The sequence below is a fragment of the Micromonospora cremea genome (genome assembly GCF_900143515.1).
Taxonomy (GTDB): Bacteria; Actinomycetota; Actinomycetes; order Mycobacteriales; family Micromonosporaceae; genus Micromonospora; species Micromonospora cremea.
Genome location: NZ_FSQT01000002.1, coordinates 2,090,726 through 2,111,354 on the forward strand (window position 1 = coordinate 2,090,726; position 20,629 = coordinate 2,111,354).

General features: G+C 71.1%; 18 protein-coding genes. 13 read left to right on the plus strand and 5 right to left on the minus strand.

All coding sequences use genetic code 11. From position 1 onward, the window contains the following. Positions 1–67 precede the first annotated feature (67 nt). Positions 68–2,512: a transglycosylase domain-containing protein gene (locus tag BUS84_RS23150; RefSeq protein ID WP_244298702.1), complete on the minus strand. Its 2,445-nt coding sequence runs from the start codon at positions 2,510–2,512 to the stop codon at positions 68–70. Positions 2,513–2,543: 31 nt separating this feature from the next. Here BUS84_RS23150 and BUS84_RS40140 point away from each other — a divergent pair, with 31 nt between their 5' ends. Then, positions 2,544–2,978: a hypothetical protein gene (locus BUS84_RS40140; RefSeq protein WP_244298704.1), complete on the plus strand. Its 435-nt coding sequence runs from the start codon at positions 2,544–2,546 to the stop codon at positions 2,976–2,978. Positions 2,979–3,117: 139 nt separating this feature from the next. Here the strand turns inward: BUS84_RS40140 and BUS84_RS23155 are convergent, their stop codons facing one another. Further along, positions 3,118–3,567: a DUF5318 domain-containing protein gene (locus tag BUS84_RS23155; RefSeq protein WP_074315524.1), complete on the minus strand. Its 450-nt coding sequence runs from the start codon at positions 3,565–3,567 to the stop codon at positions 3,118–3,120. A 175-nt stretch (positions 3,568–3,742) separates the two neighbouring features. Here BUS84_RS23155 and BUS84_RS23160 point away from each other — a divergent pair, with 175 nt between their 5' ends. After that, positions 3,743–4,381, plus strand: coding sequence for a PadR family transcriptional regulator (locus tag BUS84_RS23160; RefSeq protein ID WP_074315526.1), 639 nt, complete (start codon positions 3,743–3,745; stop codon positions 4,379–4,381). A gap of 23 nt (positions 4,382–4,404) precedes the next feature. Continuing rightward, positions 4,405–5,484 (plus strand): inositol-3-phosphate synthase, encoded by a 1,080-nt coding sequence (locus BUS84_RS23165; RefSeq protein ID WP_074315528.1) that lies wholly within the window; start codon positions 4,405–4,407, stop codon positions 5,482–5,484. Positions 5,485–5,566: 82 nt separating this feature from the next. Here the strand turns inward: BUS84_RS23165 and BUS84_RS23170 are convergent, their stop codons facing one another. Next, positions 5,567–6,046, minus strand: coding sequence for a methylated-DNA--[protein]-cysteine S-methyltransferase (locus tag BUS84_RS23170; protein ID WP_074315530.1), 480 nt, complete (start codon positions 6,044–6,046; stop codon positions 5,567–5,569). Positions 6,047–6,221: 175 nt separating this feature from the next. On the opposite strand from BUS84_RS23170, the gene BUS84_RS23175 reads away from it, so the two are divergent. Further along, positions 6,222–6,743: a hypothetical protein gene (locus BUS84_RS23175; protein WP_208869911.1), complete on the plus strand. Its 522-nt coding sequence runs from the start codon at positions 6,222–6,224 to the stop codon at positions 6,741–6,743. A gap of 26 nt (positions 6,744–6,769) precedes the next feature. Next, positions 6,770–8,305: a flotillin family protein gene (locus tag BUS84_RS23180; RefSeq protein ID WP_074315536.1), complete on the plus strand. Its 1,536-nt coding sequence runs from the start codon at positions 6,770–6,772 to the stop codon at positions 8,303–8,305. Between the two features lie 47 nt (positions 8,306–8,352). On the opposite strand, the gene BUS84_RS23185 is transcribed toward BUS84_RS23180, so the two are convergent. Beyond that, the gene (locus BUS84_RS23185) at positions 8,353–9,813 is read right to left on the minus strand and encodes a CCA tRNA nucleotidyltransferase (RefSeq protein WP_074315538.1); all 1,461 of its coding nucleotides are present in this window, start codon (positions 9,811–9,813) and stop codon (positions 8,353–8,355) included. A 127-nt stretch (positions 9,814–9,940) separates the two neighbouring features. Here BUS84_RS23185 and murJ point away from each other — a divergent pair, with 127 nt between their 5' ends. The 7 genes from murJ to BUS84_RS23220 all read left to right on the plus strand — a co-directional run bounded on the left by murJ (position 9,941) and on the right by BUS84_RS23220 (position 18,318). Next, positions 9,941–11,686: a murein biosynthesis integral membrane protein MurJ gene (gene murJ / locus BUS84_RS23190; protein ID WP_074315540.1), complete on the plus strand. Its 1,746-nt coding sequence runs from the start codon at positions 9,941–9,943 to the stop codon at positions 11,684–11,686. 442 nt (positions 11,687–12,128) lie between these two features. Next, complete coding sequence (locus BUS84_RS23195; RefSeq protein WP_074315542.1) at positions 12,129–13,736, plus strand: protein kinase family protein; 1,608 nt, start codon at positions 12,129–12,131, stop codon at positions 13,734–13,736. Between the two features lie 43 nt (positions 13,737–13,779). Further along, a complete protein-coding gene (gene sigM / locus BUS84_RS23200) occupies positions 13,780–14,499 on the plus strand; it encodes an RNA polymerase sigma factor SigM (RefSeq protein WP_074319038.1) in 720 nt (239 codons plus the stop codon). Then, complete coding sequence (locus BUS84_RS23205; RefSeq protein ID WP_074315544.1) at positions 14,496–15,491, plus strand: hypothetical protein; 996 nt, start codon at positions 14,496–14,498, stop codon at positions 15,489–15,491. The genes sigM and BUS84_RS23205 overlap by 4 nt, the downstream gene beginning before the upstream one ends. A 181-nt stretch (positions 15,492–15,672) precedes the next feature. After that, positions 15,673–16,623, plus strand: a complete 951-nt coding sequence (gene trxB / locus BUS84_RS23210) for a thioredoxin-disulfide reductase (protein ID WP_074315546.1) — start codon at positions 15,673–15,675, stop codon at positions 16,621–16,623. Between the two features lie 31 nt (positions 16,624–16,654). Next, positions 16,655–16,978, plus strand: coding sequence for a thioredoxin (gene trxA / locus BUS84_RS23215; RefSeq protein WP_074315548.1), 324 nt, complete (start codon positions 16,655–16,657; stop codon positions 16,976–16,978). Positions 16,979–17,148: 170 nt separating this feature from the next. Continuing rightward, positions 17,149–18,318: an N-acetylmuramoyl-L-alanine amidase gene (locus BUS84_RS23220; protein ID WP_074315550.1), complete on the plus strand. Its 1,170-nt coding sequence runs from the start codon at positions 17,149–17,151 to the stop codon at positions 18,316–18,318. A gap of 33 nt (positions 18,319–18,351) precedes the next feature. On the opposite strand, the gene BUS84_RS23225 is transcribed toward BUS84_RS23220, so the two are convergent. Beyond that, on the minus strand, positions 18,352–19,017 hold the full coding sequence (locus BUS84_RS23225; RefSeq protein ID WP_074315552.1) for a GNAT family N-acetyltransferase: 666 nt from the start codon (positions 19,015–19,017) through the stop codon (positions 18,352–18,354). Positions 19,018–19,312: 295 nt separating this feature from the next. On the opposite strand from BUS84_RS23225, the gene BUS84_RS23230 reads away from it, so the two are divergent. Continuing rightward, positions 19,313–20,626, plus strand: coding sequence for an aminotransferase-like domain-containing protein (locus tag BUS84_RS23230; protein ID WP_074315554.1), 1,314 nt, complete (start codon positions 19,313–19,315; stop codon positions 20,624–20,626). Positions 20,627–20,629: the final 3 nt, after the last annotated feature.

Below are 20,629 nucleotides of genomic sequence, written 5' to 3' on the forward strand. Positions count from 1 at the left end.
GTACGGAAACGCTGTCGCCGGCCGAACAGGTCGTCCGGCCGGCGACGGCGTCGTGCAGCGGTGCGGGTCAGTCCCGGTTGGTCGGTGGCAGGCCGGGCAGCAGCCCGCCGCCGTTGCCGCCTGTCCCGGGTCGGCCGGGATCGTGCGGGTTGTTGCCGCCGTTGTTGCCGCCAGGTTGCGTGCAGAACGGATTGGTCAGCGGGTCACATGTCGGCTGACCCGGCAGGCCCGGCAGGCCCCCCGGGGGCGGCGGGGGCGGGGGCGGCTCCTCACCGTTGCCGGAGTCCGGTTCGCCCATGTTCGCCGCTGGCGGGAAGTCGAGCTTGTCCTTGCCCTTCAGCGCCTCGTTCATGAACCGCTCCCAGATGTCACCCGGGAGGTTTCCACCGCTGACCTTGCGCTTGTCCTTGAGGATGAGTGGCTTCCGGTCCTTCACATTGCCCACCCAGACCGCCGTGGCCAACTGCGGCGTGTAGCCGATCATCCAGGCGTCGCCGTTGTCGGAGCTGTCGCCCTTGAGTTCCCAGGTGCCGGTCTTGGAGGCGGCCTTGCGGCCATCGTCGAGGCGGTGGTTGACCGCGGCCGGGTAGTCCTTCAGCACCGACGTCACGTCGGCCACCACGTCCTTGTCGATGCGCGGCTGGGAGTCGAGCTTCTCGCTGCCCTTGGCCACCTTCTCCCACTTGCCGGTGTTCGGGTTCTGCTTCTCCACCGAGTAGAGGAAGTGCGCCTTGTTGTAGACGCCCCCGTTGGCGAAGGTGGCCACACCGTTGGCGTGGTCCAGCACGGTGATCGGGTACTGGCCGTAGCCGACCACGTTGAAGAACGGCTCCGGGGTGATGTCCTCCGGGTCGGCCTTGGTCAGGTCGTACGCCTTAGCCGGGTTGGTGTCGGTACGCCACATGGTGGTGACGCCGGCCTGCTTGGCCATGTCGACGACCTTGGCCGCGCCGATCTCCTCCGTGACGTAGTAGAACGGCACGTTCAGCGACTTGAGCGTGGATACCCTGAGCGTGCAGGAGTTGCCGCAGGAGGGGTTGTCGACGCCGGCGTTGCTGACCTTGAACTTGGTGCCCTCCGGCGTGAAGGCCTTGCCCTTCCATCGGGACTCGAGCGCCTTGCCGGCCTTGAGCGCGGCCGCCAATGTGTAGATCTTGAAGCTCGAGCCGGGCGAGTGACCGCCGCTGATCGCCCCGGTGGAGTCGGTGTTCTTGCCGGCGTAGTCGGTGCCGGTGCCGTTGTCACCGCCGTAGTAGGCGAGCACCCGACCGTTCTTCGGGTCGATCGCGACCACCGCCGCCATCAGGTTGCTCGGCTGGCCTGCCAGCTCGGAGCCCTTGGACTTGCGCTGTGCTGTTTCGACCGCGGCCTTCTGAACCTTGGTGTCGATGGTGGTGCGGATCCGGTAACCGCCGGCCATCAGCGCCTGGGAGCAGAGCGGCTTGGTTTCGGTCACCTGCGTCTCCTTGTCGACGCAGATGCCCCTGTCCCGCATCTCTTCCCGGACGTAGTTGATCACGTTGCCGTACGGCGTGTCGACGCCGAAGTCGACTCCGATGCCGCCCTTCTTCGGTGCCTTGATGTTCTTCGGGTACGCGACGGGCCGCTCCGGCTTGCCGGCCACGCCCAGCCAACCCTCTTTGACCATGCCCTCGATCACGTAGTTCCAGCGGTCCTGCGCGGCGGTCGGGTTGATCGCCGGGTCGTACCCCTGGTGGGTGGCGCTCGGCTCCGGCTGCTTGATCAGGGCGGCGAGCACCGCGCCCTCGTCGGGCTTGAGCGCGCTCACCGACTTGCCGAAGTAGGTCTGCGATGCCGCCTCGATGCCGTACGCGCCTCGGCCGAAATAGATCACGTTGAGGTAGTGCTGCATGATCTGCGGCTTGGTGTACTCGTCGTTGAGCTTGGAGGCGAGGATCGCCTCCTTCACCTTCCGGGCGTAGGTGTCGTCCTTCAGGTTGTCGTAGGCGTTGCGCGCGTACTGCTGGGTGATGGTGGAGGCACCCTGCTTGTCGCCGCCGGAGAGGTTGTTCCAGCCGGCCCGGGCGATGCCCTTGTAGTCCACACCGGAGTGCCGGTAGAAGTTCCGGTCCTCGGCGGCGGCCACCGCGTTCTGCACCCACTCCGGAATCTGGTCGATGGTGACCAGGGTGCGGTTCTGATCGCCGACCTTGGCGATGGGGGTCTTGTTGTCGAACGCGTACAGCGTGGTCGCCTGCGGTGGGGTGATCTCGTCGGGCAGCACCACGTTGGTCGAGTAGTAGGTGAAGCCGACCACGCCGACGCCGGCGAGCATGATGAAGACCGCGAACCCGGCGATCAGCAGGTTGATCCGCTTGCGCTTCTTCGCCCGGGCCGCCGCGGCCGGCTCACCCGGACCGCGACCACCCCGACCACCGCGACCCGGACCGTTCGGCCCGCCAGGGCCGCCGGGTCCACCCGGGCCGCCGGAGACCGGTGAGACGCTCGCCCTGGCGACCGCGGCCCGGCCGCCAACGGATGCCGACCCCACACTGGCCCGGCCCGCCGAGGCGGCGCCGACCGTGGCACGACCGGCCGGTGCGCCCGGCGCCGGGGACACGGGCACTGAGGCCCGGCCCGCGCCAGCACGACCGGCGGCCACGCCGGGTGCCGGCGACACCGGCACCGACGCCCGCCCGGCCCGGCCCGGCCCGGCCGAACCCACCGAGGCGGATCCGGCGACCGCACCGCCGCGCGGCGGCACCGCAGCCGAGCCACCCACCGACGCCCGCCCACCGGCGGCCCGCGGTGTCACCGAGGCACGACCGGGGGACGCCGCGGCCTCGGAGGCCGACCATCCGCTCCCACGGGAGTCACCGCCGGATCGACGGTACGCGTCGTCCGCGCCCGGGTACTGGGCCCGCCCACGCGCAGAACTGGGATCGCCGTACGAGTTCATTCCTCACACCCTGCCGGTCGCGGTGGGGCGCGACTGCGCCGCCACCGGGTTGCCGTGAGTTGCTTCACCCGGGACGCCGGCACGGGGGTGCCGGTTCACCGAGGTCATTGCAGTATCAATCGGACCAATCAGACCAACGAGCGGTCGGCCGTCCCGGGTAGCGTCTACGGCCCCGGGGCCGGTCGAACCAGCTGAGATCACCGTTGCGCCTCTCGCCTCCGCCGGCCGGCGCCACCGGCGCCCGCCGCGTCCTGCTCGCTGGTGCCGTCGCCCTCGCCGGTGAGACCGTCCCGGCCGAGCAGGTACTGCTCGACGAGATGGTTCCAGTCACAGCCGAGGCACACCTCCACCACGAAGACCTGGAACTCACGCAGCGTCATCGCCAGCACGGGCAGCTCGGCCAATGTCCGGGCCTGGCCGGCGGACTGCTTGAGTTCGTCCCCGTAAATGTAGTGGACGAGTGTCAGGTTCTCACTGCGGCAGATGGGGCAGCGCAGATCGGTCGGCTCGCCGTGGAACCGGGCGGCGTTCTTCAGGTACGGCGACGCGTCGCAGACGTCGTACGTGCCGACCCGGCCGGCCAGGAGCTCACGCAGCACCGCTCGCTTCTGGAGCGAGTAGTCGACGACCTGGCGCTGCGTACGCATGCGGAGAAGGGTACGCGGTCAGGCCCGACCAGGCGACCGCGGTCACGATCCGTGACGGCAGCATCCCGGAACGGGGGTTTGCCCTGACATCCTCGACCCGCTAACGTGCGATGTATCGGTCCGATACATCGCGGCGGTTACCACTCCGCGCCGGGGGTAAAGAGGGGATGGCGCAGTGCTCGAGTTCGCCATCCTCGGCCTCCTGCAGGAGTCTCCGATGCACGGCTACGAGCTGCGCAAGGAGCTGACCGCCAAACTCGGCGCGATCCGGGCGGCGATCAGCTACGGCTCGCTCTATCCGACCCTGCGCAGGTTGCAGGCGGCGGGATGGATCACCGAAGCCGCCGAGACACCCGCGACCGCCGAGGAGGTTCCCGCGCTGACCAGCCGACGAGGTCGGGTGGTCTACAAAATCACCGCGGAAGGCAAGGAACGCTTCGCCCAGCTGATCGCACAGGCCGGGCCCGAGACGTACGACGACACGGGCTTCGGAGTGCACTTCGCGTTCTTCGCCCGGACCGACCAGGCGACCCGCCTGCGCATTCTGGAGGGTCGCCGCCGCAAGATCGAGGAACGTCGCGAAGGGCTTCGTGACGTGCTGGGCCGGGCGGCCGAGCGCCTCGACGCTTACACCTTGGAACTGCAGCGCCACGGCCTTGACGCCTGTGAGCGTGAGGTCCGCTGGCTGGAGGAGCTCATCGCCAACGAGCGCTCCGGCCGAGCCCCGACGGTCCCGAACATCGGGACGGCCGGTGGCCGACGAGAAGACAACAGCCCGCCTCCGCCTGGAGAGACCAGGAAAGAGCGGCCGTGACAGAAAAGAAGGAGGCAGACGCTATGGGCTCCGTCCGCGTCGCCATCGTCGGTGTGGGTAACTGCGCCTCGTCCCTGGTTCAGGGCGTCGAGTACTACCGGAATGCCGACCCGAACGACCGCGTCCCGGGTCTCATGCACGTCGCCTTCGGCGACTACCACGTCTCCGCCGTGGAGTTCGTCGCGGCGTTCGACGTGGACGCCAAGAAGGTGGGCATGGACCTCGCGGAGGCGATCGTCGCCAGCGAGAACAACACCATCAAGCTCTGCGACGTGCCGCCGACCGGCGTCAGCGTGCAGCGCGGTCCGACCTTCGACGGTCTGGGCCAGTACTACCGCGAGATCGTCGAGGAGTCCGACGCCACCCCCGTCGACGTGGCGCAGGCGCTGCGCGACGCGCAGGTCGACGTCGTCGTCTGCTACCTCCCGGTCGGCTCCGAGCAGGCCGCCAAGTTCTACGCCCAGGCAGCGATCGACGCCGGCTGCGCGTTCGTCAACGCCCTGCCGGTCTTCATCGCCTCCGACCCGGAGTGGGCGAAGAAGTTCGAGGACGCCGGCCTGCCGATCGTCGGTGACGACATCAAGAGCCAGGTCGGCGCCACCATCGTGCACCGCGCCCTGGCGAAGCTCTTCGAGGACCGCGGCGTCGAGCTGCTGCGCACGTACCAGCTCAACTTCGGCGGCAACATGGACTTCATGAACATGCTGGAGCGCAAGCGGCTGGTCTCGAAGAAGATCTCGAAGACCCAGTCGGTCACCTCGCAGATCCCGCACGAGATGAGCAAGAGCGACGTGCACATCGGCCCGTCGGACCACGTGCCGTGGCTCGACGACCGCAAGTGGGCGTACATCCGCCTGGAGGGCCGCTCGTTCGGCGACACCCCGCTCAACGCCGAGCTCAAGCTCGAGGTGTGGGACTCTCCGAACTCCGCCGGCGTCATCATCGACGCGGTCCGCGCCGCGAAGATCGCGCTGGACCGGAAGATCGGCGGCCCGATCCTGTCGGCCTCGTCGTACTTCATGAAGTCCCCGCCGGTGCAGTACGCCGACCACGACGCCCACCAGGCCGTGGAGGAGTTCATCGCGGGTGAGGTCGAGCGCTGACCCGCTGAGCATCAACGCGGCGAGGGCCGGTCCGTACGGACCGGCCCTCGCCGCGTTCCAGCAACGGGCCGGGCGGGGCCGGTCAGGACCAGGCGCGTTGCAGGGCCACCCGGGCCTCCAGCTCCAGCAGGTGCACCTTGCGCGGCAGGCCACCCCCGAAGCCGACCAGCCGCCCACCCGCACCGACGATGCGGTGGCACGGCACGATGACCGGGATCGGGTTCCGGTTGCAGGCGACGCCCACCGCCCGGGCCGCCCCGGCGTCCCCGACCCGGCGCGCCACCTCGCCGTACGTCAGCGTCTCCCCGTACGGAATGCGGGTCATCTCGCGCCACACCGCGCGCTCGAACTCCGACCCACGGGGAATCGACACGGGGACGGTGAACCCGGTCAGGTCACCAGAAAAGTACGCCCGCAGCTCGGCGATGGCCTGCCGGGACAACGCGTGGTCGGGCTCGTCGACCGCCGCCTCGACCCGACCGAAGTGCGTGCCGCAGACGCTCGCGCCGTCGTTGGCCACGGAGAACTCGCCGATCGGTGAGTCGAGCACGGTCCAGCGCATCCACCCATTCTCCCTGACGCGGACGCCCTCGCCGTCCGGGCCGTCAGCGTCGGGCCGAACACCACTCCACGGCCGCCCGGACCGAATCCGCCGCGGCGCGCGGTCCCGGCGACCCGCGACGGTAGATCATCATCGCGCCCGAACGGGTCTTTCGACGTTGCGCGATATCGATACCGTGCAGGTCGTGGCCACGGGGACGCTCATCTTTCTGATCATCGGCGGTGCCGGCGTCGGAGTGCTGGCGCTGGCCCTGCTCGGCACCGAACTGCTCCAGTTCGGGCACCCCGATGTGGACGGGCCGATCTCGATCGAGACGGTCGCCGGCTTCGCCGGGGCGTTCGGGTTCGGCGCGGCCATCGTCAACGAACTGCTCGGTGCGCGTACACCCGGCATGATCGCGGGCGCCGCGGCCGGCGGCCTGGTCGCCGCCGTGCCCACCGGCTGGTTGGCCTCCCGGCTGAGCCGGGCGGCCCGGAACATGCGCACCGACCCCACCCCCACCCGGGACGACCTGGTCGGCGCACTCGGCCTGGTCGTCACCCCGGTGCCCGCCGACGGCTACGGCGAGGTCCGGGTACGCGTCGCCGGCCAGCCGGTCAAGCTCAACGCCCGCGCCGACCAACCCATCCCGATCGGGGCCCAGGTCTTCGTCGTGCAGGCGCTCAGCGAGACCAGCGTGCACGTCGAGACCTACTGACACCTCCTCGCAGACTGGACACCTTCATGCCCCTGTTAATCGCCATCGGCGGCGCCGTCCTCCTCATCCTCATCCTGGTGTTCTTCGTGCTCTCCCGGATCAAGGTGGCCGGGCCGAACGAGGCGTTCATCGTCACCGGCCGCAAGGGCCGCACCACGCAGACCGCCGACGGCGGCCGGTCGACCGACATGTCCGGCCAGAAGGTCGTGCTGGGCGCCTCGGTCTTCGTGCTGCCCGTGGTGCAGAAACTCCAGTCGCTCGACCTGTCCAGCCGGCGGATCGACGTCGGCATCCGGGGCGCGGTGAGCAAGCAGGGCATCCGCACCGACCTGCACGGCGTGGCGATCGTGAAGGTCAGCGGCACCGAGGACGCGATCCGGGCCGCCGCCCAGCGGTTCCTGCACCAACAGGACGAGATCGACAACTTCACCCGGGAGGTGCTCGCCGGTGCGCTGCGCTCGATCGTCGGTCGGCTCACCGTCGAGGAGGTCATCCGGGACCGGGCGGCGTTCGCCAGCGCGGTGGCCGAGGAGGCCGAACACTCGATGACCAACCAGGGTCTGGTGCTGGACACGTTCCAACTCCAGGACATCCTGGCCGAGGGCTCCTACCTGCAGGACCTGGGCCGGCCCGAGGCCGCCCGGGTGCTCAAGGACGCGGCGATCGCCGAGGCACGGGCACGGCAGCAGGCCGAGCAGGAGCGGCTGCTCGCCGAGGAGGCCATCGCCGAGGCGAACCGGAACCTCTCCCTCAAGCAGGCCGGCATCCAGGCGGAGATCGACGCGGCGAAGGCGAAGTCGGCGGCGGCCGGGCCGCTCGCCCAGGCGGAGCGGGACCAGGCGATCCTCTCCGAGCAGCAGAAGGTCGCCGAGCGCAACGCCGAGCTCAAGCAGCGCCAGCTGGACACCGAGGTGCGCAAGCCGGCCGACGCCGCCCGGTACAAGGTGGAGCAGGAGGCCGAGGCGGCCCGCAACGCGGCGGTGCTGCACGCGGACGCGCAGCGGCAGTCGGTCATCGCCGCCGCGCAGGCCTCCGCCGAACAGGCACGGCTCACCGGTGAGGGCGAGCGGGCCCGGCGGGCCGCGCTCGCCGAGGCGAACGCGATCGAGGGCGCCAAGGAGGGTGAGGCCGAGCAGCGCCGGCGCTCCGCGATCGCGGAGGCGGTGGAGCGGGAGGGTCAGGCCGAGGCGGCGGCCATCCTCGCGAAGGGCGGGGCCGAGGCGGACGCGATGGCGCGCAAGGCGGAGGCGTTCGCCGCGTACGGGGAGGCGGCGGTGCTGGACCTGCTGGTCAAGGTGCTGCCGCAGGTGGTGGAGGCGGCCAGCGCCCCGATCGGGGCGATCGACAAGATGACCGTCATCTCCACCGACGGCGCGTCCTCCCTGACGAAGTCGGTGGCCGGCAACGTGGCCCAGGGGCTCCAGCTCGGCAGCGACCTGACCGGGATCGACCTGGCTGGTCTGCTGGCCCGGCTCGGCTCGGCGTCCAGCGCCGGCGGCAACGGCACTGCGGCCGGCAAGGGCACCGCGGCCGTGGACGGGACGGCCGTCGAGACCCGCTGACGCCGTACGCCGATGGGCGCCGCTCCCGGAGTCGGGGGCGGCGCCCATCAGTCGATCAGGCCCTCGGCGCGGGCCCAGCGCAGCAGCTCCGCCTCGGCGGCGTCGCGGTCCAGCGGGCCGTGCTCGAGGCGCTGCTCCTTGAGGTGCTTCCAGGCCCGGCCGACGACCGGACCCGGCGGTACGCCCAGCAGCTCCATGATCGCGTTGCCGTCCAGGTCGGGGCGGACCCGGGCTAGGTCCTCCTCGGCCGCGATCCGGACGATCCGGTCCTCCAGCGCGTCGTAGTCCGCGCCGAGTTGGGCGGCCTTACGCCGGTTGCGGGTCGTGCAGTCCGAGCGGGTCAGCTTGTGCAGCCGCGGTAGCAGGTCACCGGCATCGGCGACGTAGCGGCGCACCGCCGAGTCGGTCCACTCGCCCCGGCCGTACCCGTAGAAGCGCAGGTGCAGCGCGACCAGCCCGGTCACCTTCGCGGTGATGTCCTTCGGGTAGCGCAGCGCCTTCATCCGGGCCTTGGTCAGCCGAGCGCCGACCACCTCGTGGTGGTGGAAGCTGACCCGGCCGTCGGGCCCGACCGCCTTGGTCGCCGGCTTGCCCACGTCGTGCATGAGGGCGGCCATCCGCAGGATGAAGTCGCAGCCGTCCTCCTCGAAGGAGACCGCGTTCTCGACGACCGTCAGCGTGTGCTCGTAGACGTCCTTGTGCTGGGCGTGCTCGTCGATCTCCAGCTTGAGCCCGGTCAGCTCCGGCAGGAACCGCTCGGCCAGCCCGGTGTCGACCAACAGCCGCAGCCCGGTGATCGGGTCGGCCCCGCAGAGCAGCTTGGTGAACTCGTCGCGGATCCGCTCGGCGGTGATCCGGTCCAGGTCGGCGGCCATCCGGCTCATCGCCGCGTGCACGTCCGGGTGCACGGCGAAGCGCAGCTGGGCGGCGAACCGGGCGGCCCGCAGCATCCGCAGCGGGTCGTCGCCGAACGACTCGCGGGGATCGGCGGGGGTACGGATCACCTTGGCCGCGAGGTCGTCCAGCCCGCCATGCGGGTCGGTGAACCGGTGCTCCGGCACACTGACCGCCATCGCGTTGATGGTGAAGTCCCGGCGCCGCAGATCCTCGGTGAGGCTGGTGCCGTAGACCACCACGGGGTTACGGGTGACCTGGTCGTACGACTCGGCGCGGAAGGTCGTGATCTCCAGCCGGAGGCCGTCGCGCTGGGCGCCGATGGTGCCGAACTCCCGGCCGGTCTCCCAGATCGACTCGGCCCAGCCCTTGATGATCCGGAGCGTCTCGTCTGGGTGCGCGTCGGTGCAGAAGTCGAGGTCGTCCCCGAGGCGGCCGAGCAGCGCGTCCCGCACCGAACCGCCCACCAGGTGCAACTCGTGACCGGCACGGACGAACCGGCGGCCCAACTCGTCGGCGACCGGGGAGACCCGGAGCAGTTCGGCGACGGCGTTGCGCTGCGCGCCGGTGAGTTCGCGGCGGTCGGCGGCGTGGGGAGCGGAGGCTTCGGACATGGGATCCCCAGCGTATCGGGCCCGGTCCGCATCCCCTCCGCCGGGCGCGGGTAACGGGTACCGGTTGACTAAGGTCTGTGACGTGCGGGTCGGTGCCCGGCTCGACGTACCCCCTGGGAGGCTGGAGATGAGCGGCGGGCTCTACCGCAGCGCGAACGCCGCGCACGACGGCGGGCCCGGCGCACGCCCGGGGGACGGTGCCACCTTCATCTCCGCCGAGCCATTGAACCAGCCGGCCATGGAGTCGACCGCGCCGCCGCAGGAGCAGGTGGGCGAGGCGAGCGCCGCGACCAACAGCGCGGTGATGGCGATCGGCAGCCTGGTCAGCCGGGGTACGGGCTTCCTGCGCACGCTGGCGATCACGGCGGCGCTCGGTTCGGCGATCGGCAACGCGTACACGACCGCGCAGATCTTGCCGGGCATGGTGTACGAGTTCCTACTCGGTGGCGTGCTGACCAGCGTGCTGATCCCGGTGCTCGTACGTCGGCGCAAGGCCGATGCCGACGCCGGACAGGCGTACACCCAGCGGCTGCTCACCCTCGCGGTGATCACGCTCGGGGCGGCCGCCTTGGTGGCAGTGGCCATCGCACCGGTACTGACGTGGCTCTACGCGAGCGATGAGGGGGTGCCCGGCTACTCCAACCTGGTAACCAAGCTGGCCTTCCTGATGCTGCCGATGATCTTCTTCACCGGCCTGAGTGCATTGATCAGCGCGGTTCTCAACACACGGGGGCACTTCGCGGCCCCGATGTGGGCACCGATCCTGAACAACGTCGTGGTCATCGGCACCGCTGGGCTCTACCTGCTGATCTTCGGGACTGACGTTCTCACCCCGGAGGAGATGACACCGGGCCGGATCCTGCTGATCGGCGGGGGCACCCTGCTTGGGGTGGCCGCACAGGCCATCGGGCTGCTGCCCGCTCTTCGCAAGGTGGGCTTCCGCTGGCGTTTCCGGTTCGACTTCCGCGCGCTGGGCCTGAGTGAGCTGGGCCGGCTCGGCGCCTGGATGTTCTGCTACGTCGCAGTCAGCCAGCTCGGCCTGATCGTGGTCTTCAACCTGCTGAGCCGGACGGGCGAAAAGGCAGCCGGCCCGCTGATCTACAACAACGTGTTCCTGCTGCTGATGATGGCGCACGGCATCATCGCCGTCTCGATCATCACCGCGCTGATGCCTCGGATGAGCGCGGCCGCCGCCGACGGCCGGTACGCCGACGTCGCCGCCGACCTGTCCCGGGGCACCCGCACCGTCTCGGCGGTACTCGCGCCAATCGCGGTCTGCTACGCGGTGCTGGCCACGCCGATTGCCTTCACCCTGTTCCGGTACGGGGCGTTCGACGACGCGGGTGCCCGGTCGACGGCGCCGGTGCTGTTCTTCGCCGCGGTCGCCCTGGTGCCGTTCGCGATCAGTCAGCTCTTCACCTTCGCCTTCTACGCCCTACCCGACACTCGAACTCCGGCACTGATCAACATCCCGGTGGTGGCGTTGCGGGCCGGGCTCCAAGTCGTTCTCTTCGCCGCGTTCTCCGCGAGCTTCGCGGCCAGCGGCATGATGATCGGCAACGCGGTCTCGTACCTTGCCGCCGCCGTCGGCTCCGCCCTGCTGCTCCGTCCTCGGGTGGGGCGGATCGGCCTGGGCCGGATCATGCGCACCCTGCTCCGGGTGGCGGTGGCCGCGCTGGGTGCGGCGCTGGTCGGCCTCGTGGTGGTCAAGCTGCTACCGGGTGACGACACGCCGACGCGGGCGGAGGCGATCGTCCAGCTCGTGATCGGTGGCGTGGTGATCGGCGGTACCTACCTGGGGCTGGCCATGGTGCTGCGAATCGGGGAGATCACCGAGGTGGTCGGCATGGTCCGCCGCCGGATCGGTCGCTGAGCGCGATCATCCACACACGAAAGTCGTACCTGCACGGATCGTTACCGCAGATCACCAGGCTGGGGATGCACCTGTGGATAACCCCGCGATTCGCCGGTCAGCCACCGATTCGCCTGTGGATAACTGACCGTATGGCTGAGCGTGTCGGTCCGATCGTCGGGAACACGCCCGCTGACGAGAGCATCAACCCGGGCCGGCCCCGGCGTCGGTCACTTGCGGTGAAGCCGTAGATTGGCTAGTACATGTGCCAGCAACGTGGCTGACAACGGTCGTAACCGGACGACTGCTCCGACTGCCGGCACCCCGCCGGGTACGGCGGGAAGATGACATGTCGGAGAGACGGGCAACCCGGGTAAGGTCGCTCTCGACGGGTACGGCAGGCGCCGACGCTGCGCGTCGACACCGGTCGGCCGGTTCCTTCGACGGCAGAGCGGGAAGCCACATGCCCAGCAGTGCGGGTCCATCGATCGACACGATCACCGAGGGAGGACGGGTGACCCAGGTCGGCGAGGGTCAGGAGGCGGACGAGAGCGCTCCGCCGGTCATGACCTTCGGTGCTCCCACGGCCGGTGAAATCCTCGCCGAGCGGTACGAGCTGGTCGAGCACATCAACAACGACAGCGCGGGTCGGCTGGTCTGGCGCGGGGTCGACGTCATCCTGCGCCGCCCCGTCGCGGTGGTGCTGCGCTACCCGGGTGGAGACTCCGCCACCGAGATGCTTCAGGCCGCCGTCGCTGCCAGCCGGGTCATCCACCCCAACCTGGTCGGCGTCTACGACGCGATCGACGAGGCCGAGCGCGCGTACGTGGTGCGCGAGTGGGTGGACGGGCAGTCGCTGCGCGACCTGGCGACCGAGGGCCCGCTGGACCCGGCCCGGGCCACCGCGATCGGCAACGCCGTCGCGAGCGCGCTCGCCGCGGTGCACGCCACCGGGATGGTGCACGGCAACGTGCACCCCGGCACCGTCATGATCAGCGACGAGGGCCGGGTGGTCCTGGCCGACGCGCGCACCGACGGCGCCGACAGCCAGGAGAACGACATCCGGGCGGTCGGCGGGGTCCTCTACTTCGCCCTGACCGGCTACTGGCCGCACGCCGAGGCGCCGCTGCACGGCGCCACCGCCGGTCACGGCCGTGCCGCGATCCCGGACGCGGTCCGCGACGCCAGCGGCGGCATCGCGGCGCCCCGCCAGGTCCGGGCCGGGGTGCCCGCGTACCTGGACGACCTGACCATGGACCTGCTCGACGCGGAGATCGCCCCGCCCTCGTCGGACGTGCTCGCCGCCGAGTTGGCCCGGCTGGACGTGCCGGCCGAGGAGGAGCACTACCTCGACAACAGCGGGCCGTTGCGGTTCGCCGCCGACACCGAGGACGAGCCGTCCCCGCTGGCCGCGGCCGGCGGTCGCAAGGTCGCCGTGGGCATCGCCGGTCTGCTGGCGGTCGCCCTGGTCGGTCTGCTGATCGGGATCAGCGCGCTGGGCGGCGACGACGAGGACCCGCAGGGCAACGCGGGGGCCGCTCCCACCGCCAGCGCCCCGGCCGGCGAGGCCACCCCGGCGGCCGCCACGGTGCGCAAGTTGACCGTGAATGGCGTCCGGATCATCGACCCGGACAGCACGAAGCGCAATGAGCTCCGCGACGCCGACAAGATCATTGACGGCGACGAGGACAAGGGCTGGGAGACGAACACCTACTACCGCCGCCCCAACTTCGGCAACCTGAAGAAGGGCATGGGCGTCTGGCTCGATCTCGGCAAGCCGCACACCGTCAAGTCGGTGCAGGCGGTGCTCTCCGCCACCGGTGCGTCCGCCCAGCTCCTCGCCGGCACTGTCAACCCGCCGCCGAGTTCCGACGGCGACAAGCAGTTGGTCGCGAACTACAAGACCGCCATCGGGCAGCCGTTCGAGGACCACGACGGCACCACCATGACGTTCAACGGCTTCGACGCGGACAAGAAGTACCAGTACCTGCTGTTCTGGATCACCGAACTGCCTCCGGCCGAGGGTGGCTTCAAGCTGGGGGTGCAGGAGATCACGGTCCAGGGGTCGTGAGCTTGGCACCTCCACCAGGGCACCGTCTCCGCTGGACGTGGTGATGGACGGGCGCGACGCCGCAACGGACCTGGAGTTGCTGCGCGCCCACGTCACCGGAGACCGGGACGCCTTCGCCGAACTGTTCCACCGGCACCGCGACCGGCTCTGGGCGGTGGCCCTGCGGACGCTCGGCGACCGGGAAGAAGCCGCCGACGCCCTCCAGGACGCGCTGTTGTCCGCGCACCGGGCGGCCGGCCGGTTCCGCGGCGACTCCGCTGTCACCACCTGGCTGCACCGCATCGTGGTGAACGCCTGCCTGGACCGGATCCGACGCCGGCAGGCGCACCCCACCGTTCCGCTCCCCGACGGCAACCGCGCCGGGGACGGGCCGGGCACCAGAGGGGTGGAGCCGGCGGCACCGGCGCAGGACCATGACACCGCGCTGGTGGTCCGCGAGGCGCTCGCCGCGCTGCCCATCGAGCAACGCGCCGCCCTGGTGCTGGTGGACGTGCAGGGCTATCCGGTCGCCGAGGTGGCGCGCATCCTCGGTGTCGCCGAGGGGACGGTGAAGAGCCGGTGCGCCCGGGGCCGGGCCCGGCTGGCGGTGCTCCTCGGGCACCTCCGCCCCTCAGCCGGCACGGCGACACCCGCAGCCCGCCCGGAGCCATCAGGACCGGTCGCGGACGTGCCCGGCGTCACGCCGGGGAACCCCCGCCCGGCGGAGGGCGTCGGATCGGGGTCGGGCCGGTACCGGCGGGACGCCAATCAGGAGGACACGTGACGACCGAGGGGCACAGGGGGGTCGACGACGACCTGCTCGCTGACTACCTCGGCGGGGCGTTGGACGGCACGCCGCAGCAGGCGGAGGTCGCTCGGCTGGTCGACACGGACCCTGCCTGGGCCGAGGCGTACGCGCTGCTGGCCCCCGCGGTGGCCGAGGTCCGCGCCGACCTGGCCCGGTGGGCCGAACCCACCCCGGAGCTGCCGTCAGCGGTCGCCGACCGACTCGCCGCCGCGCTGGCCGCGGCCGATCCGGTGCCGAACGGCATCCCGGCCGAGGCGGACACCGCCGATGGCGCCGGCATCGCGACACCGGTAATCGTGCCGGTACAGGGCGGAACCGGCTCCGGTCCCCGGCCCGCCGGCCCGTCCCCGGCCGAGTCGGGGCGCGGCACACGAACCGGTCCGGGTCGTCGCCGGCGCGGGTGGGCCCGGCGTGCCGCTCCGGTGGCCGTCGCGGCGGTCGCCGTCGTAGCGGTCGGGCTCGGCCTCAACCAGCTCTCGCAGAACGCCTCGGACACCGCCGGCACCAGCGCCCTGGACCAGCCGGCCAGCGCGCCCGAGGGCGCGGCGGGCACCCGCGCGGCCCGCACCACCGGGCCGCCCCTACACAGCGGTACGGACTACACCCCGGAAAGCCTCGGCGGCGCGACGGGTGGGCCGTCCCCGCTGCAGGCGGACAGCGCCGTCCCAGCAGGGCAGCCCGGGGTCAACGCCGAGCAGGGCCGGCGACCGGCGCCGGAAGGGCTGGACCAGTTGGCCCGGCTGACCGGCGAGGCCGCGCTGACCACCTGCCTGGCCGACGTGGCGGCGGAGCACGGATCAGCCCCGCTGGTCGTCGAGGTGATCGACTACGCGGAGTTCCGGGGCGAGCAGGCGCTGGTCATCCGGTTCACCGACGCCGCCGGGGCCCGCTGGGCCTGGGTGAGCGGCCCGGAGTGCGGCGTCCCCGGGTCCGGCTCGGACAGCCGGTATTCGGCGCGGGTAGGGTGAATCTGCGGGTCACCGGCGCGCTGAGCGTCGGCGTGACCTGACCCACCGGATGTCCGGCTCGGGAATCCCCGGTTCGTACGATGACGTTCTGGAAGTCACCTGCCGGCACCCTCCAGGCGTCGGCACTCGGATCAGCATCGGTGCGTGCGCCGACGCTGACACACACACTCGGGAGACGGCAGTGGACGAGGTCCGCAACCTGATCATCATCGGCTCCGGGCCGGCCGGTTACACAGCGGCGGTCTACGCCGCACGCGCCAACCTGAAGCCGCTGATCATTGAGGGCGTGCAGTCGGGCGGCGCGCTGATGACCACTACCGAGGTGGAAAACTTCCCCGGCTTCGCCGACGGCATCCTCGGCCCCGAGCTGATGGACAACATGCGCAAGCAGGCCGAGCGGTTCGGCGCCGAGTTCCTCACCGACGACGTGACCCGGGTCGAGCTGGTCGACACCGGCGATGCGGGCTCCGGCGCGGTGAACACCGTCTGGGTCGGCGAAACCGCCTACCGGGCCCGCGCCGTCATCCTCTCCACCGGTTCGGCCTGGCGTCCGCTGGGTGTGCCCGGCGAGCAGGAGTACCTCGGCCACGGCGTCTCCTCGTGCGCCACCTGTGACGGGTTCTTCTTCCGCAACCAGCACATCGTGGTCGTCGGCGGCGGCGACTCGGCGATGGAGGAGGCCAGCTTCCTCACCCGCTTCGCCGACTCGGTCACCATCATCCACCGGCGCGACTCGTTCCGGGCCAGCAAGATCATGGCTGACCGGGCGCTGAACAACGAGAAGATCAAGGTCGAGTGGAACAGCACCGTCGAGGAGATCCTGGGCGCCGACGGCAAGGTCACCGGCGTACGGGTCCGCAACGTGCACAGCGGCGAGATCAAGGTGCTGGACGTGACCGGCGTCTTCGTGGCCATCGGTCACGACCCCCGCAGTGAACTCTTCCGCGACCAGGTCGAGCTGGACGACGAGGGCTACGTGAAGGTCCAGGCCCCCAGCACCCGGACCAGCCTGCCCGGCGTCTTCGCCGCCGGCGACGTGGTCGACCACACCTACCGTCAGGCGATCACCGCCGCCGGCACCGGCTGTGCGGCCGCGCTCGACGCCGAGCGGTTCATCGCGACGCTCAGCTGAAAAATCGAACACATCCCGGAGGAGGGGCATAGTGGGAAAGACCAAGGCGGTCACCGACGCGAGCTTCGTAGCTGACGTGCTGCAGGCCGACAAGCCGGTTCTGGTGGACTTCTGGGCCGAGTGGTGCGGGCCCTGCCGCAAGGTGTCGCCGCTGCTCGAGGAGATCGCCGGCGAAATGGGTGACCAGGTCACCATCGTCAAGCTCAACATCGACGAGAACCCGGAGACCGCCCGGGCCTACCGGGTGATGTCCGTGCCGACGCTGACCGTCTTCAAGAACGGCCAGCCGGTGCAGTCGATCGCTGGCGCCAAGCCGAAGGGTGAGCTGGTCCGGCTCATCGAATCGGCGCTCTGACCAGCAGGAACGCCACCGAACCCCGTACCCGGTCACCGGGTACGGGGTTCGGTGTCTTCCAGGCCCACACCACGCCCGTTTTTCCCGCCCGAGCCACCTCGCAGCCCCGGAACGCATAGCCTCAAGCCGGGGCCGCCCGGCCAGCCAGCGTCGTGCAGAGGGGGTCGTGCGTGCGTCCGATCCGACCCGGTGACCGGGGACCCGCGGTCACGGAGATCCGTACCATCCTCACCGGCCTCGAGCTGCTCGCCTCCGCCGCCGCCGGCCCGCTTCTGGACGAGTTCGACCTCGACACCGAGCGAGCGGTCCGCGCGTTCCAGCAGTCCCGCGGGCTCAGCGTGGACGGCCGGGTCGGAACGGAGACCTGGGGCGCCCTGGACGCCGCCCGGTGGCGGCTCGGCGCCCGCACCCTCTACCACGCGGTACCCGAACCGCTCACCGGCGAGGACGTCCGGTCGCTCCAGGAGCGACTGCTGGAGATGGGGTACGACGTGGGCCGGGCGGACGCCATCTACGGCATCCGGACCTCCCGGGCGGTGGCCCAGTTCCAGCGCGAGGTCGGGCTCACCCCCGACGGCGCCTGCGGACCGCACACCATGAACGCGCTGCGCCGGATCGGCCGCAAGGTGGTCGGTGGCCGCCCGCAGTGGCTACGCGAGTCCGACGCGATCCGGCAGTCCGGGCCGGCGCTGGTCGGTAAGACGGTGGTCATCGACCCGGGCCACGGTGGCACCGACCCGGGGGTGGTGGTGCCGGACGGGTCGCTGCGCTGGACCGAGGCGGACCTGATGCACGACCTCGCCAGCCGGTTGGAGGGGCGGCTCGCCGCGTCCGGGGTGCGGGTGCAGCTCACCCGGGGTCCGGCGCCAGACAGTTGCCTGCCGGACACCGACCGCGCGCTGCTGGCCAACTCACTCGGCGCCGACGTGTTCATCTCGCTGCATTTGGACGGGCACGCCAACCCGGACGCGGAGGGTGTGGCGACCTACCACTACGGCACCAACAACGGGGTTACCTCGGCGACCGGTGAGCGGCTGGCCGGGCTGGTACAGCGGGAGATCGTCGCGCGCACCGGGCTGCGGGACTGCCGTACCCACGCGAAGGCGTGGGACCTGCTGCGGCTGACCCGGATGCCGGCGGTCCGGGTGGAGGTTGGCTACCTCACCTCGCCGACGGACCGCACCCGGCTGATCGACCCCCGTTTCCGGGACCGGGTGGTGGAGGCGATCGTGGCCGCGGTGCAACGGATGTACTTCCCGATCGAGCGTGACGTACCGACCGGCTCGATCGACGTCAGCGAACTGCGGGCGGTGGTGGCCGCCGGAACGGTAATCGACTGAGCGGAGTCGGGGGCGCTCGGCCGCGACGTCCGCTCAGCCGCCGGTGGAGCGGGTGGCCGGGGCGGGGCGGACCGGACGGAGCAGGGTCTCCGGGCTCATCGAGCCGAGCAACTTCTCCAGCGCGTACTCGACGTCGGACTTCCAGCTCAGCGCGGTGCGCAGCTCCAGCCGGAGCCGGGGAAACCGCGGATGCGGACGTACCGTCTTGAACCCGACGGAGAGGAAGAAATCGGCCGGCGCCACGCAGCCGCCCGCGGGATCGTCCGCGTCGCCGAACTTGGCGTCCCCGAACGCCTCGATCGCCTTGATCCCCCGCTTGGTCAGGTCCCGGGCGACACCCTGCACCAGCATCCGGCCCAACCCGCCACCTGCGAACGCGGCCACCACGTTGGCGGTCATCAACAGCGCCGCGTCGGCGGATACCGGCGAGGTGGGGAAGGCCATCGAGCGGGGGACGTAGGCGGGCGGGGCGTACATCACGAAGCCCGCCGGCATGCCGTCGACGTACGCGAGCTTGCCGCACGAGCCCCACTCCAGCAGCGTCTGGGAGACCCACGCCTCCTTCTCCAGGCCCGGATCGCCAGCGGCGCAGGCCCGGTCGGCGGAGACCGGGTCCAACTCCCAGTAGACGCACTGTCGACACGGGCGAGGAAGGTCTTCCAACGTGTCGAGGGTCAGGCTGACCAGACGTCGCGACATATGGCGCATCCCCACAATAGGCTCGGTGGTGAGACCGGCACGGAACGACAGCGCCGCCTTCCTGCCCCCGACGAGCGATCGTACGCCGCCGATCGACGGTACGGGAGGGGACGCGCAGATGGCTCACCGGACCGTGGGACACCGGGGACCGGTCCGGGATGTGGACGGTCCGCCGCAGCAGGCCGGCACCCTGGCTCCGGCGGACTAGGATCGACAATCGGTGTCCCCGCCGCCATGGTCGCCAGCGTCCGGGGTACCCGGGGGGAGCCACCCGAGCAGCGATCGAGGTGAGGTCATGACCGGCACGACGCTCGACGACTACACCGACCGGTACGCCCGGCGGGTACGCGGGATGACCGCCTCCGAGATCCGAGCACTCTTCGCGGTGGCCAGCCGGCCGGAGGTCGTCTCGCTCGCCGGCGGGGCACCGTACATCGCCGCCCTGCCGCTCGACGCGGTCGGCGAGATGCTCGGCCGGCTCGGCTCCGAGCACGGCGTGACCACCCTCCAGTACGGCATTGGTCAGGGCACCCTTGAGCTGCGCGAACGGATCTGCGAGGTGATGGCGCTCTCCGGGATCGACGCCGGCTGCGGCGCCTCCCCGGAGGACGTGGTGGTCACCGTGGGCGGGCAGCAGGCGCTGGACCTGGTGGCCCGACTCTTCCTCGACCCCGGTGACGTCGTGCTCGCCGAGGGCCCGACGTACGTCGGCGCGCTCGGGGTGTTCCAGGCCGCCCAGGCGCAGGTGGCGCACGTACCGATGGACGCCGACGGGCTGATCCCGGAGGCGCTGGAGACGGCCATCGCCGACCTGGCCCGGGCGGGCCGGCGGGTCAAGTTCCTCTACACCATCCCCACCTACCAGAACCCGACCGGCGTGACGCTGAGTGAGGAGCGCCGGGACCGGGTGCTCGACATCTGCGAGCGCGCCGGGCTGCTCGTGGTCGAGGACGACCCGTACGGCCAACTGGGGTTCGAGGGCGAGGCGCCGGCGCCGTTGCGGGCCCGCCGCCGGGACGGGGTCTTCTACCTCAGCACGTTCTCCAAGACCTTCGCGCCCGGGCTGCGGGTCGGCTGGATCCTGGCGCCGCACGCGGTCCGCGACAAGCTGGTCATCGCCAGCGAGGCGCAGATCCTCTGCCCCAGCGGCTACGCCCAGGCCGCGGTCGCCACCTACCTGGGCACCATGCCGTGGCGGCAGCAGCTCAAGGTCTACCGCGAGGTCTACCGGGAGCGTCGGGACGCCATGCTCGACGCGCTGGCCGACCTGATGCCCGAGGGCACCAGCTGGACCACCCCGGCCGGCGGCCTCTTCGTCTGGGCCACCCTGCCCGACGGGCTCGACTCGAAGGCCATGATGCCGCGCGCGGTCGCCGCCCGGGTCGCCTACGTGCCCGGCACCGGCTTCTACGCCGACGGCACCGGCACCGGCACGATGAGGCTGAACTTCAGCTTCCCGCCGCCGGAGCGGATCCGCGAGGGCGTCCGCCGGCTGGCCGGAGTGATGGAGCAGGAGATCGCGATGCGCCGGGTCTTCGGCGCCGTGGGTGGCGCCGCCGGGCGACGCGGCCGGGCCGGCTCCGACGTGCCGGGACCCGACTTGGCATGATGC

Excerpts from the sequence above, each read along its gene's own strand:
- murJ (WP_074315540.1), top strand. The coding sequence starts at position 9,941 with ATGAGCGGCGGGCTCTACCGCAGCGCGAACGCCGCGCACGACGGCGGG.
- BUS84_RS23230 (WP_074315554.1), top strand. The coding sequence starts at position 19,313 with ATGACCGGCACGACGCTCGACGACTACACCGACCGGTACGCCCGGCGG.
- BUS84_RS23180 (WP_074315536.1), top strand. The coding sequence starts at position 6,770 with ATGCCCCTGTTAATCGCCATCGGCGGCGCCGTCCTCCTCATCCTCATC.
- BUS84_RS23155 (WP_074315524.1), bottom strand. The coding sequence starts at position 3,567 with ATGCGTACGCAGCGCCAGGTCGTCGACTACTCGCTCCAGAAGCGAGCG.
- BUS84_RS23225 (WP_074315552.1), bottom strand. The coding sequence starts at position 19,017 with ATGTCGCGACGTCTGGTCAGCCTGACCCTCGACACGTTGGAAGACCTT.
- BUS84_RS23170 (WP_074315530.1), bottom strand. The coding sequence starts at position 6,046 with ATGCGCTGGACCGTGCTCGACTCACCGATCGGCGAGTTCTCCGTGGCC.
- BUS84_RS23165 (WP_074315528.1), top strand. The coding sequence starts at position 4,405 with ATGGGCTCCGTCCGCGTCGCCATCGTCGGTGTGGGTAACTGCGCCTCG.
- BUS84_RS23195 (WP_074315542.1), top strand. The coding sequence starts at position 12,129 with ATGCCCAGCAGTGCGGGTCCATCGATCGACACGATCACCGAGGGAGGA.
- BUS84_RS23185 (WP_074315538.1), bottom strand. The coding sequence starts at position 9,813 with ATGTCCGAAGCCTCCGCTCCCCACGCCGCCGACCGCCGCGAACTCACC.
- sigM (WP_074319038.1), top strand. The coding sequence starts at position 13,780 with ATGGACGGGCGCGACGCCGCAACGGACCTGGAGTTGCTGCGCGCCCAC.